Origin of the sequence: Acidianus infernus, from assembly GCF_009729545.1 — an archaeon.
GTDB classification, from domain to species: domain Archaea; phylum Thermoproteota; class Thermoprotei_A; order Sulfolobales; family Sulfolobaceae; genus Acidianus; species Acidianus infernus.
Map to the genome: position 1 here is coordinate 2077720 of NZ_WFIY01000004.1, position 12032 is coordinate 2089751.

Genomic DNA, 12032 nt, shown 5'->3' on the forward strand with positions numbered 1-12032 from the left:
TGCATCTTGAGCTACATTAAAATATTTTCAATTTTTTTGGCAATATCCTCTTCTTTAGCCTTTCTTTTTGAGTTTATTTTCCCCATTTCTTACCTCCCTATCACTTTCCCTTATGAAGGACTATTGAGTTATCTAGGTACTGCAGGGCTTTACATGGAAGTAGTATTCTTAGGTCTCGTAGCAATAGTTCTCTCTAATAAGGTAAGGTCTTTATTACCTTTAGGAATAGCGCTCTTAGTATCTCCTTCTTTAAACTTAATTCATAATTATTCTCTCTCCCCTTATTGGTCTTTCGTGGAAATAATGCTAGCATTAATTGGAATTGCTTCTCTTATAGAAGTTACAATAAAATCCAATAGGAGGCAACTCCTATTTCTGCCAACACTTATAATGGTAATGATTACAACTTATGCAGGGATTGATACAGTCTTTTTGCACGGAGATCTAGCAATATGCTACTTATTTGTTCTAATCGCTTCCTTATTAGGCGTAGTTATCTACGCCATGGTCTACAATAAGATAATATCAAAAAGGGCAATGATGTCTTATATAGCGGCAATTCCAGGTTTATTCGTGTTCCTTCCATTATACTTTCTAGTAGTTAATAATAGATTCTTGGAAATAATAATGAACATGGTTATTCCTTCGGCTTTTGGGATAGTGCTTTATAATCCTTACAATTTACCAATACTTCTCCTCACGTTAAGCATATCAGTCTATACAATCCTCCTACTAGCAATTAAAGGCAATGGATATGCAGGGTTAGGATACTTTATAATATTAACAACCGCATTTCAAGCAATAACTGGATTTCACTTATTACTTTATTTGCTAGCACCTTTCATAGGATTTTCTATCCTAAGTTATAGAGAAATTGATAACGAAAGAACTATTATGGACGATTTAAAGAAATTAGTCCAACGTTTAAGCCTTAATACTTAAGATACAAATTTTTTGTTGACCATAATGATAAAGTTTAAACTAAACAAAGACGAGAAACCCATACTTTCTCCCAGCGACTTTTACTTCATAAACAAACTCTTAGCTAAAATGAGAAATCCAAAAACAAAGTTCGACTCCAGAGAATTCGTCAAGAAGGGAGAAGACTATTTATTTAACTACGTAGATAAGAACTTAGGGGGAATCGATGAAGGAAGAAGGAGATTCCTTAAAGGCTTGGTAATAGGAATAGGAGCAGCTGCAGTTATAGGTTTGATTCCCGGACTTAGAGTTTTGCAACCGCCAGAAGTTGCAGCAATAAGCGGTTTTCCAAAGTCACTCTTAGTTGATTCCTCAGGGTCTCCAATTTTAGCTTCTAAAATACCAGTTAATAGCCCAATAATTACAATTTATGAATATCCACTAACCGGAGAGCCCAACTTCTTACTCAACCTAGGAGATTCTTCAGGAAAACCTGTTAAATTGCCTCCAGCCACTGTAGTCGTACCTCAAACCGGTGATAAATATACTTGGCCAGGAGGAGTAGGACCTTATGGCTCGATAGTATCTTATAGCGCAATATGTCAACACCTAGGTTGCCAACCGCCGTATATACACTTCTATCCTCCTAATCACGTTAATTCTGCACAAGAATCTGCACCAGAGCCAGATACATTAACTCCACAAGCAGTGGCAGCTGCACAAAGCAATCACATACCAGCAATATTCCATTGCGATTGTCACGGTTCTACTTATGATCCTTATCACGGTGCTGCGGTGCTAACTGGGCCGACCGTGAGACCTCTTCCCGCAACAATCTTAGAATGGGACAGTTCTACTGATTACTTGTATGCAGTAGGCAGTATTGGAGTAGGAGTATATCCTACGGGATCTAACGGAGTACCTTCCAAAGATCCTAAGAGCGACTTAGACTCGAGCTTTGGATCTTCCGTAGGAACTAAGACTGTAGTGAAAGAAACCGAGAACCCATTTAGTAGCAGTTAGGTGAGAATTGATGAGCGTGTCAAAAAGGATCTCAAACTGGTTTAGTGAAAGACTAAAATTAGATGAATTACCGTTTTTTAGAACTCCAGATTATATGTATCATGTTAGTGATTGGTTAGGCGCATTAGTAGCGGCTGCTTTCATATACACTGTAATATCGGGACTTATTTTACTTTTATATTACGACCCAGATAACGGTTATGAGTCTACGCAATTTATCATAAATCAAGTTCCTTATGGTTCTGTAGTTCTCTACAGCCACCTATATGGAGCGTATGCAATGATTATTTTGGCATATATTCACATGTTTAGGAATTATTTTGTTGGAGCTTATAAAAAACCCAGAGAGCTACTATGGATAATAGGAGTATTGCTATTAGTACTAACTATGGGTGCTTCGTTCTTAGGTTACAGCTTAATAGGCGATGTCCTAGCTACAAGTGCAGTAGACGTAGGAGCAGGTATAATAGAATCAATACCCGGAATGCAATGGCTAGTTCCATTCTTGTTCGGAAATTACGATAACGGGCAATACGGTAGAGTTCTAGCTTGGCACATAATCTTTGTTGCATTAATCGGCCTATTGTTCATATTCCACTTCTTCCTTGCAGAGTCTTACGGAATGATGCCTTCCAGGAAAGTAAAAAGTAAGGCTCCAGCAGTTTACACCAGAGAAGAATGGATGAAGTTTAATCCATGGTGGCCTAGGAACTTTGTCTACATGTTATCATTAATATTAATGACATGGGGATTCATACTTATTATACCAAATGCCCTAGCATACTTAAACGGCTTACCTCAATATTATAATCCATTCTTGAATCCAAAACCTGCACCCCCGCCAACAAGTCCATTAGCTGCTAAAGTTACTACTTATCCGCCATGGTTCTTCCTATTCTTCTATAAGATTGCAGACTTTAGCAGTAATGTATTATTAGACTTAGTAATAGGTGCAATTATTCCTTTAGCGTATTTGATTTTATTGCCATTCCTAGATAGGTCAGAAGAACTACACCCACTCAAGAGGAAGATATTTACTGGAATTGGTATATTAATGATAATATACCTAATACAAACTACACTATGGGGAGATATTGCACCCGGTGTTCCGGTAGCTTTCAAGTGCCAAGTAGTTGCTCTATTACCTCCTGCAGTTATAGTAGCTATTGGATTATGGATGTTACCAAGCAAAAAGAGCAGTGAAGGACCAAGAGTTAAGCATTCATTAATACATCTAGGAAAAGCCTTAGCACCATTAGCGATATTAGGATTTGTAATAATATCCCTACTATTTGTTGGAGGCTTAGCGGAATTCGTTAACTATCCTTCCCCAATCACATTCGCAATACTATTACCAATAGCCTCGCTCTTCGTAATAGGAGCAAAAAGAATAGCACCAATAATATTACGCATGGAGCAACAAAATACTTCAACCACTCCATCTCCTGAAGTCAGCAAGCTTGAGACGAAGAAGAAGTTTGCCCAATATATCATTGTAGTGTTGTTCATATTGAGCTTAGTTCTAATGGCTACATTGTGGACCATACCGCCAACTGGATATGAGTCCAACATGTTCGGAGTTGACCTAGGCTTAATATTTGTAATGTGGGGTGAAGCAATCTCACTATATCATTACATTGTATATAAGAAGCCAAATGAGTCCTACGAATAAGATATTTTACTTTTTTCTCATATTTACTATTTATGATAAATGTTGGTCTTTATTATAGGGTGAAGGAGGGTCACGAGAAGGAATTTGAGGAAGCTTTTTCAAAGGTGGTTTCAATACTAAAAAATTCAGACATTGGCTTTATTGACGCAAAACTATACAAGAGGGTTGACGATCCAAGGGAATACCTAATTTACAGCGAATGGAAGGACTTAGAATCCTTCAGAAAATTCATCCTAAGCAAAGACTACAAAGAAACAACAACGTACGGAAAAACAATACTAGAAGGAAGACCATACCACAAAATATTCCAAGAAATAAATGCCTAATCAATTCCCATTTTTCCACATCCCTCTTAGTTAGTTTATTTTAATAAATTATAAAAAGAATTTTATATATCCAATAAAATGATGAAACATGAGAAGGTAACAATTAACGAAATTTGTTTAACAAGGTTTCACATATATCTCCTTAGACTATAATTCTCTAAAGATAAGATTAGCCCTTGCTATCTCTTAGTATGCAGAGGAAAGTAGTTAAACTGGAAAGGAAAATAGGAAGGTGCGGATATTCTCCCTCTTGGGGAGAATAAGTAGGAGGGAGAAATAAAATGTTATCTAAATACAATATTTTTCTTGACGATTATAAAATCATGTTTAATACATTAACTGGATATGCAATAAGATTAACTGACGAGGAAATGGAGAAGTTGAAAAAAGGTGAAGTACCGGAAGAATTAAAAGATATAATAGAAGAAGGATTTTCTGCAACCTTTGATGAGTTCTTACAAAAATTTAGGAAAGAAGTGTTAGAACCAACATTAGTACTAACTTATAGGTGTAATTTTGATTGCGTTTACTGTTTTCAAAAGGCTTTTAGGAATAATTCCTCCGTAAGCGATAAAGTAGTGAGAGGATTTATAAAATACGTCAGAACTAATGCAAAAGGTAGGAAAGTTAGGGTAACTTATTTCGGCGGAGAGCCTTTATTGGAATTAGGAAAAATTAAGGAAATTTCCACTCAACTTTCGGATTTAAAGTACTCTTTCAGTATAGTGACAAACGGTTCGCTCCTAACTAGACACGTTTTCGAAGAATTAAAGAGCTTAGGTTTAACTCACGTGCAAATAACTTTAGACGGCCCCAAGGAAGTTCACGATAAAAGGAGATATTTTGTTGGAGGAAAAGGATCTTACGATATAATTTTAAAGAACTTAAAGGAAATTCAAGATGAAGTAAATGTTGTCCTTAGGGTTAATATAGACGTAAATAACTTGGATTCCTTCAGAGACCTTTTGAAGGATTTAAAGCAAAACGGAATAACTAAAGTTAGACTTGACCCGCATTTAGTTCACGATAACGTTTTTAGGAACGAATACTGGGATTACACGTTCCCTAAGGATGAAGAAGGAGAGATCCTTGTAAAATTATGGGAAACTGCTAAGGATGAAGGTTTTGAAATACCTCAAGACGTATTTAGGTTAGGTTTATGCGTTGCCCACTTTGATGAAGATATTGTAGTAGATCCTTTCGGGAATATTTACCCTTGTTGGGCTTTTACAGGAAATCCACTTTACGTAAAGGGTTACCTTACTGAAGACGGAGATGTAGTCATTTACGAGAAGCTTTCCGGACAAAGGGCCTTAAATTTGTGGAAGAAATGTAAAGATTGCCCTTATATGCCTCTATGCCTTGGCGGTTGTAGGTTCTTTTCAGTACTAAACAAGAAAGGTTTCGATGGAATAGATTGTAGAAAGAAAAGTTATGAGGCCATCATGAAATTATTAAAATATTTCGTCTAAGAATTTAAGTTAGTATAATTTTTTACTTTTATTCATAATCTTGAATAAAAGTGTTAAAGGTCGTTAATAGTATATATGTTGGACTTTTCTTAGAAATCCTTTTAGATTTACACGGGAATTTCATCTTAAGATGTGCGATTATAGAATTATAACAACGGATAGACCAGTAAAAGATAGCGGCAAAGCAATAATAGTTAGTAGAGAGACTTTCAATAAATTAACCTCTGACATTTACTTGAAGGTAATGGCCAGCGACGATAAGGAAAAGCTGGGCTTGAGTAAAAGTTACTATTATTACATTTTGGATTCAATGAAGAAACTTGGCTTAATAGAAGATAATGCTCTAGCTTTTAAGCTAATTATGCCCTTCGTTAAAGGCGAAAAAGAATTGAAATTCGATGATGGCATAATTTACCTCAATGGAAAGCAAATTATCTCGATAGATATGTCATCCAGTAAATACGCTTGCCCTACTTGTCCAGTTTTCGCTGAATGTGTTTATGGAATTAAAAGAATTGCAATGTCGATGAAGATAAAAACGCAGAGCATTGACAGTGAAATAGAAGCTAGAAATGAAAGATTACCTTCAAAACTTTGGTACTCACTTATAAGAGGTATTGTAGCAAAAGTTTTACCTAAATTAGATTCTATTAACGTATATTATTAAGGAGATTTCATTATAACAGTTACCTTGTAGAGAATCTCCTTTTAAGAAATATTGTTGTAACAAATTAAGACTGGCTTCCTCCCCGCCCTGGAAAGGTTCCCTCCCAAGGCGGTTCATAGTTACCACCATCGATTCGGGTGGCTCAGAGAACCACATTAGAAGAGTGGGGGACTTTCATTCACCTAGTCCCTTATGCTGGTTGCTCATACTTGAGCTGGGGAGGAGCGTCATTAACGTCTTGGGCTATCCATCCCCTTTCCGCTCCCTTAACCCTCATCTCTGTAAGATAAACACAATTTAGTGAAATTAATTTAAGGCTGTCTATAATTTTATTTACGTCCAATGCATTATTATAAGCTTAATAAGGAATATAGGCTTTATTAATCATGTGACAGATCCGAAGCTAATAATAAAATTGTTAGAGGATAGACAAAGACCTAGAGGTAGTAAGATAAGGGATGAAGATTTAAAGAGGTTAGCCAAATTAGGAGAAGAAAATATAAGACTATTAGAAGAGCTTGGCTGTTGGAAAATTGAAGGTGATGTAATATATTACAAGACTGGTTGCTTGGGGAACTACTTTCAAGAATAGGCGAATTAAAAGGTAGTGAAACCGACCGCTTTTTGAAATTTCTAGCTATTTTAAATACGCTAATAGAAGAGAAGCACCTTGGAAGAATAATTATTGTTGGAGGATTTGCTGCGGAAATATATTCAGGGAGAAGTTATAGAACAGGAGACGTCGATATCATAATTGAAGGTGAAGCGGAAAACCTAGTACGGCAAGTGCTGAAGAAGATATCAGATTTTGGACTCAGGATATATCTGCCTAAGATAAGGGAAATTTCGGAAAAAGGAATTGATATAGTCAACAATGTTTATAATAAACATAAACCTCCACTTAAGTTACAAGTTGACTCTTATTACGTTTATATCATTCCTCCAGAAGAGGTAGTATTAACTTACTTAGAAGCGTGGAAATTCTGGAATAGTACAGAAGATAGAAATAAAGCAGTTCTCGTTTATTGCGCACAACGTGACGTGATGGATATTAATTACATAATTTCTGAGAGTGAGAAAAGAGGAGTAAACGATTTCTTTGAAAAAATCAAGGAATACTGCTAATATGCTAAAACTCATTATACCATGAAATCGATAACAAATTTAACCTCAAATGTATAAATATTTGTTGATGAATATAACTAAGTAAATTACGCTGTTTCTCTATAAATCACTTATCTTATCGTCGATAAGAATAAACAATATTAAAAAAGAACGCCGTAATTATAAAATATTTTCATAATTTTCCTCTACTTTATTAAATTTATATATTTCTATGAATATATAAATCTCTTGAATGCTTAAAAAACTCAGTTTCTAAATTTTTAACTATTTAAATAGAAATGCTTAAAAACTCACATCCTCACTTTTTACTCATGTCTTCCATCTCTAGAGTTGCGCTCTTAGGTTTAATAGGAACAATAGTTGAGTGGTACGACTACTACCTATTCATATATGCAGCATTACTAGCCTTCCCTACATTATTCTTCCCATCAAAAAGCTACTTAATTTCAATGCTAGCTTCAGTATCCTCATACGCAATAGCGTTTTTTGCCAGACCTTTAGGTGCCACAGTTTTCGGGCATATAGGTGACAGGTTAGGAAGAAGGCATGCATTAAGCTTTGACCTAGTGTTAGTAGGAATAGCGATGGTCTCTGTAGGATTAATGCCCACATATGCAACAATAGGAATAATAGCACCAGTGGCAATATTTGCGTTCAGATTTTTACAAGGTTTAGGAGTTGGCGGAGAATGGGGAGGAGTAGCGACGTGGGTATCTGAACATGTCACCTCTAAGAGGGCTTTAATAACTTCTTTAATAGAAATTGCCTCACCCATAGGTTTCATAGGAGCAGCTACGATATTGTTGGCATTTAGCAAGGATTTTGTAACAATAGGTTGGAGGATAGGATTCCTAGTTGGAGGTAGCGTAGCTTTTCTAGGAGCTTTCCTAAGGTATTTGGCAACAGAGAGTTTACCCTTTGAGAAAATCAAGAGTGAAGGAAAAATAAGTAAAGTTCCTTCCATAGAGGTCTTCAAGTACGCTTGGAAGCCGATATTATTACTAATGCTTGCAATAGGTAGTGTATTTATGGCAGTTTACATTCCGGCAACGGTAATGCCTAGCTTATACTTGAAGGCAGTAGGAAAAAGCCTGGGATATCCAGAATATGTTAACTTCCTAGGACTACAAATGCCAATAACTTCTGCGCTAATTTACGTGTTCGCGATAGCAGGATTAGTTTCCACTCCAATATTCGGCTATTTAGGTGACAAAATTGGTAGAAAAGCTTCACTAATATTGGGTGACGTTCTAATAGCAGCATTTGCATATCCTTATGTTTACGGATTCTTGAGCGGTAATCTAGGCCTATTATTTATAATGCAGTTCCTAATAGGTTTCGCAGCTTATGGTCCTTATGCATCAATGGCTGCATTTTACCCAGAAAGCTTTCCTACAAAGTATAGGTATAGTGGAGCAAGTTATGGAATGCAGTTAGCTGCTGCAGTTGAAGGAGGTTTAATGCCAATACTACTAGTTGGTCTACTAGGACTGCCTTCACAATATTTAGCAAATTCTTGGATAGTTATTACATTCTTAGCATTATGGGGAATAATATCAGCGTTGGCTACATTAGGTTTAAAGGAAACTAAGGGAACACAGTTAGCTGAAGAGAAAGTTACAGACAAGGTAATATCATAATTTATTAACAACTTTTTTCCTTTTTATCTCATTTTTTCTATCTTTAATCTCTCTTCGACTTTTTTAATTGATTCAAAATCATTATCATTAGTCACTATTATCATGTCCCTGTTTATTGCAATAGAAGATAGAATTATATCCACCGCATTAACTGGCTCTCCTATTTTTCTTAGTTTAACCATTATCTTTATGGCAAGATCGTAATCACTTCTTGTGGGATAAATTATTCTTAACTTCTCCTTTAGATCTATTATTGGAGGGTATTCTATCACATTTAGTATGGACGTTGTTACGTAATCAATCGTAGATAGGAGAGATTTATTCTTATGAATTTTAATCAAGGCGTTCGTATCGTAGATCTTTTCTTTAATTCTCTCTGAAATTCGTCCTCACCTTGAGGAGGTTCTACATTTATATCTTTTTCATCTACACCGAGTCGTCTAAGTCTCTCCATAAGTTCATTCCCTGTAGTTATACCTTCTAATTCATTTAACTCAGATATTATAGCATTTCTGATCACTTCGCTCCAATTTATTTCCTTATGCATCTTCATTTTCTCATAGATCTCCTCAGGAACCTTTACGCTTATGACCTTCATAGGATATACTTGTATATACTAGAATATATACTTACTTGTTAGACTATATTGCAATTATGAATTTAAATGGGGTCTCTGACCCTCTCGACTGCCCACCTCCGAATCGATGAGTCCCTTCCAGAAGTCAGAACAAGCCTTGTTATGTAGTAATAATCCCTCTAATGATCGAGTTAAATACATTTTATAAAATTTAAGATAAGATACCTTAAAGAGTATTATCAAAATAAAGATGCAAATAAAAGATAATTATAAAAATTTATTTTTCAATTTATTCTTATGTTAGAGAGGGAAGTTAAGGGAACAATAGAAGAGGACGAAATGAAGATATTGTCAGACGTTTATGACATAAACAACTTGAGAGAGTGGTGGATGTTCTTGAGAAAAATTGAAAAAATTGATGAAGAGAACTATAGAGCTGAATTCAGAGTATTCATGACTTTTAAATTTCACATGAAGAGAACTTTAGGCTCTCACGAAGTTATCCACGAGGGGACTATGAGATTCCCTAGAGCATATTTTAGATTCATCGTGGAAACAATTCCGTACAAGAAGGATAAGAAAGTAGATGTAATAATAAGAGGCCAATACAAGGGACCTTTAGAAAGGCTTGCAAGACTTCCTATGGATATCTTCTTGAAAAACTTCTTCCAGAAATTGGCAGAAAGGTATAAGACAAAGACAGAGGAAGAAAAACAGAACATACTGTCTTTAATAAATGAGCAGTTAGAGGCGAGTCGAGAATATAATGGAAGGATACTACTACACATTGACGAATGTACAATAGTTTTCGAAGGAGGAAAAATTGGAGAAGTTTCTTGCAATGGATTAAAAGGTGAAGACGCATTAAAGGAGTTAACTAAAAAGGAGAATGCTAAGATTAAGGTGGAATATAAATAGTGAGACTAGTACTCCTTAATAATACGATAAAGAAACAGATCTGCAGAAAGAGAAGATAAACCTGCAAGGAGTAAAACAAAAACATATGCGTTCAATGAAATTAACACTGTAAAAATACTACCGCTTATAACTCCTAAGGTCGAGTCTAGAAAATTAAAGAACGACATTACTTTTGTGCTATACCCTATTTTCTGGAGCAATGCTGCTTCAGCTATAGGTGCTCTTAAATACTCGGTAGATTTAATTAATAAAATAAATCCTAGGAAAATTATTGGAGAGAAATAGTAAAATTTTATAAGTAAAATGTAAATGAAAAACTCGCTGAAAGTTAGCATAAGATATGACTTACTAGAAATCTTTTGCCCGTAATATAGAAAGAGAATGAGGGGCAACTGAAATACTGTAAAATATAGGCTTAAATGTTCTTTGGAAATATAACTAAATATAGATATAAAAACTATAGGAAGTATAGAGTTCGAAAAAACTCTCCTCAACGTCGCTAGTCCATCTGACTTCCTCCCCGTCAGCGAGGGTTCCCCTCATCGATTTGGGTTTACATCTCTCATCTGAGGGGCAGTAGAGAGGGTCAGAGACCCCCTCCCATTTAAATTCGTGACTGCAATAACGTCACGATCGTTCTCATAACCACACGAGGGGCAGTGAAAATATCTATAAGCCATCTCAATCATCTTCTTGCCACACTTTGGACAGGAAACGGAAGAGTAACTAGGATTAACATACTTAACAATCATTCCGTGTTTTCTGGCTTGCCACTCTATCCAGTACTGAATACGACGATATTGCATTAGGTAGAGTTTATCGTGAAACTCAGCTGGCAGTTTATTAACGTTCCTGATGAGGTTCTTCAAGTTCTCCAACTTTATAACGTTGGCACCTAATTTCTTAGCAATCTCAATGGTCCATCTGCCAACCTTCCTAGCGAAGTCCTCCATGATTCGTTTAGCCTTTTGATGGAAGGAGTGTATTCTGTGTAGGATCCTTCTATTTTGCTTCCACCTTCTAGGATACTTCTTTTGCAAATTCTCAGCCAATGTCTTGAAGTGATAAGCATCATGAAGGCGAGTGGGTATCCTAACGTAGTGAGTATCGTCCTTACCAACGACAATTTCACTCATGTTTACGTCTATGGCAACACTACCTTTGGGTTCTATCTTAACTTTTGGTTTCTCAAAAACCACCTTGAGGAAAGCCTTGCCATCCTTGATTGTTAGCCTAGCTTCTTTCATCTCCCAGGTTGAGTAATCCTTTAAGTTTCTAGGATAACCTAAAATTGGTAGTACACCAACACCTGCAATCTTAACTGTCATTTTCTCTAAGACAACATTATAACTTTGCTTGGGCGTTAACCATACAGTGGGCTTATAGACGCGGGGGAATCTACCTTTTTTCGGGTTGTTGTACCAACTCTTGTATGTTGCCAGGGCATCACGATAGCAGTCCTCAGCAACCTTTGATGGTAGATTATACTCCTTCTTTAGCTTTTCATACAATCCCTCGTGCACTTTGGAAAGTGTGCCCTTCTCGTTTGGATCTTTCACATTTTCTTTCATCCAGAACAAGGTGAAACGGAGTGCTTTAACATAGTTGTTCACGAGGGCTAGGAGGGAGTCAGATAAGCCAATCTTCATCGAAACCGTAGCTCTGATTGGGTTTTTATCCCTCCTAGCCAT

At 36.1% G+C, this 12032-nt stretch carries 15 protein-coding genes; 10 read left to right on the forward strand and 5 right to left on the reverse strand.

Features of this window, described 5'->3' with window-relative positions; translation table 11 throughout:
* Positions 1-6 precede the first annotated feature (6 nt).
* From cbsB to D1867_RS11715, 6 genes are all read left to right on the forward strand, one after another.
* Positions 7-942 (forward strand): cytochrome b558/566 subunit B, encoded by a 936-nt coding sequence (gene cbsB, locus D1867_RS11690; protein ID WP_155864277.1) that lies wholly within the window; start codon positions 7-9, stop codon positions 940-942.
* Between the two features lie 24 nt (positions 943-966).
* Positions 967-1944, forward strand: coding sequence for a Rieske iron-sulfur protein SoxL2 (gene soxL2 / locus D1867_RS11695; RefSeq protein ID WP_155864278.1), 978 nt, complete (start codon positions 967-969; stop codon positions 1942-1944).
* Positions 1945-1954: 10 nt separating this feature from the next.
* Complete coding sequence (soxC, locus tag D1867_RS11700; RefSeq protein ID WP_155864279.1) at positions 1955-3616, forward strand: proton pump complex cytochrome B SoxC; 1662 nt, start codon at positions 1955-1957, stop codon at positions 3614-3616.
* A gap of 32 nt (positions 3617-3648) precedes the next feature.
* Entirely contained in the window at positions 3649-3942 is a 294-nt protein-coding gene (locus D1867_RS11705; RefSeq protein WP_155864280.1) for an antibiotic biosynthesis monooxygenase family protein, read from the forward strand.
* 281 nt (positions 3943-4223) lie between these two features.
* Entirely contained in the window at positions 4224-5414 is a 1191-nt protein-coding gene (locus D1867_RS11710; RefSeq protein WP_155864281.1) for a radical SAM/SPASM domain-containing protein, read from the forward strand.
* A gap of 130 nt (positions 5415-5544) precedes the next feature.
* Entirely contained in the window at positions 5545-6081 is a 537-nt protein-coding gene (locus D1867_RS11715; protein ID WP_155864282.1) for a PLP-dependent aminotransferase family protein, read from the forward strand.
* A gap of 190 nt (positions 6082-6271) precedes the next feature.
* On the opposite strand, the gene D1867_RS11720 is transcribed toward D1867_RS11715, so the two are convergent.
* Positions 6272-6424 (reverse strand): hypothetical protein, encoded by a 153-nt coding sequence (locus tag D1867_RS11720; protein ID WP_155864283.1) that lies wholly within the window; start codon positions 6422-6424, stop codon positions 6272-6274.
* A gap of 45 nt (positions 6425-6469) precedes the next feature.
* On the opposite strand from D1867_RS11720, the gene D1867_RS11725 reads away from it, so the two are divergent.
* The 3 genes from D1867_RS11725 (at position 6470) to D1867_RS11735 (ending at position 8846) form a co-directional block, all read left to right on the forward strand.
* Positions 6470-6673 (forward strand): hypothetical protein, encoded by a 204-nt coding sequence (locus D1867_RS11725; RefSeq protein ID WP_155864284.1) that lies wholly within the window; start codon positions 6470-6472, stop codon positions 6671-6673.
* Complete coding sequence (locus D1867_RS11730) at positions 6646-7206, forward strand: hypothetical protein (RefSeq protein WP_155864285.1); 561 nt, start codon at positions 6646-6648, stop codon at positions 7204-7206. The genes D1867_RS11725 and D1867_RS11730 overlap by 28 nt, the downstream gene beginning before the upstream one ends.
* Positions 7207-7517: 311 nt before the next feature.
* Positions 7518-8846 (forward strand): MFS transporter, encoded by a 1329-nt coding sequence (locus tag D1867_RS11735; RefSeq protein WP_240872266.1) that lies wholly within the window; start codon positions 7518-7520, stop codon positions 8844-8846.
* 23 nt (positions 8847-8869) lie between these two features.
* Here the strand turns inward: D1867_RS11735 and D1867_RS12535 are convergent, their stop codons facing one another.
* Both D1867_RS12535 and D1867_RS11745 read right to left on the reverse strand, forming a co-directional pair.
* Positions 8870-9187 (reverse strand): type II toxin-antitoxin system VapC family toxin, encoded by a 318-nt coding sequence (locus D1867_RS12535; RefSeq protein ID WP_155864287.1) that lies wholly within the window; start codon positions 9185-9187, stop codon positions 8870-8872.
* Positions 9184-9444, reverse strand: coding sequence for a hypothetical protein (locus D1867_RS11745; RefSeq protein ID WP_155864288.1), 261 nt, complete (start codon positions 9442-9444; stop codon positions 9184-9186). The genes D1867_RS12535 and D1867_RS11745 overlap by 4 nt, the downstream gene beginning before the upstream one ends.
* 276 nt (positions 9445-9720) lie before the next feature.
* Between D1867_RS11745 and D1867_RS11750 the strand changes: the two genes are divergently transcribed.
* Complete coding sequence (locus D1867_RS11750; protein WP_155864289.1) at positions 9721-10341, forward strand: hypothetical protein; 621 nt, start codon at positions 9721-9723, stop codon at positions 10339-10341.
* A 5-nt stretch (positions 10342-10346) separates the two neighbouring features.
* Here D1867_RS11750 and D1867_RS11755 read toward each other — a convergent pair whose 3' ends face one another.
* A complete protein-coding gene (locus D1867_RS11755) occupies positions 10347-10676 on the reverse strand; it encodes a hypothetical protein (RefSeq protein WP_155864290.1) in 330 nt (109 codons plus the stop codon).
* Positions 10677-10880: 204 nt separating this feature from the next.
* Entirely contained in the window at positions 10881-12032 is a 1152-nt protein-coding gene (locus tag D1867_RS11760; RefSeq protein WP_155864291.1) for an RNA-guided endonuclease TnpB family protein, read from the reverse strand.

Coding starts and splice junctions, on each gene's coding strand:
- D1867_RS11715 (WP_155864282.1), top strand. CDS start 5,545: ATGTGCGATTATAGAATTATAACAACGGATAGACCAGTAAAAGATAGC.
- soxC (WP_155864279.1), top strand. CDS start 1,955: ATGAGCGTGTCAAAAAGGATCTCAAACTGGTTTAGTGAAAGACTAAAA.
- D1867_RS11750 (WP_155864289.1), top strand. CDS start 9,721: ATGTTAGAGAGGGAAGTTAAGGGAACAATAGAAGAGGACGAAATGAAG.
- D1867_RS11705 (WP_155864280.1), top strand. CDS start 3,649: ATGATAAATGTTGGTCTTTATTATAGGGTGAAGGAGGGTCACGAGAAG.
- D1867_RS11745 (WP_155864288.1), bottom strand. CDS start 9,444: ATGAAGGTCATAAGCGTAAAGGTTCCTGAGGAGATCTATGAGAAAATG.
- D1867_RS11755 (WP_155864290.1), bottom strand. CDS start 10,676: ATGCTAACTTTCAGCGAGTTTTTCATTTACATTTTACTTATAAAATTT.
- soxL2 (WP_155864278.1), top strand. CDS start 967: ATGATAAAGTTTAAACTAAACAAAGACGAGAAACCCATACTTTCTCCC.
- D1867_RS11735 (WP_240872266.1), top strand. CDS start 7,518: ATGTCTTCCATCTCTAGAGTTGCGCTCTTAGGTTTAATAGGAACAATA.
- D1867_RS11710 (WP_155864281.1), top strand. CDS start 4,224: ATGTTATCTAAATACAATATTTTTCTTGACGATTATAAAATCATGTTT.
- D1867_RS11760 (WP_155864291.1), bottom strand. CDS start 12,032: ATGGCTAGGAGGGATAAAAACCCAATCAGAGCTACGGTTTCGATGAAG.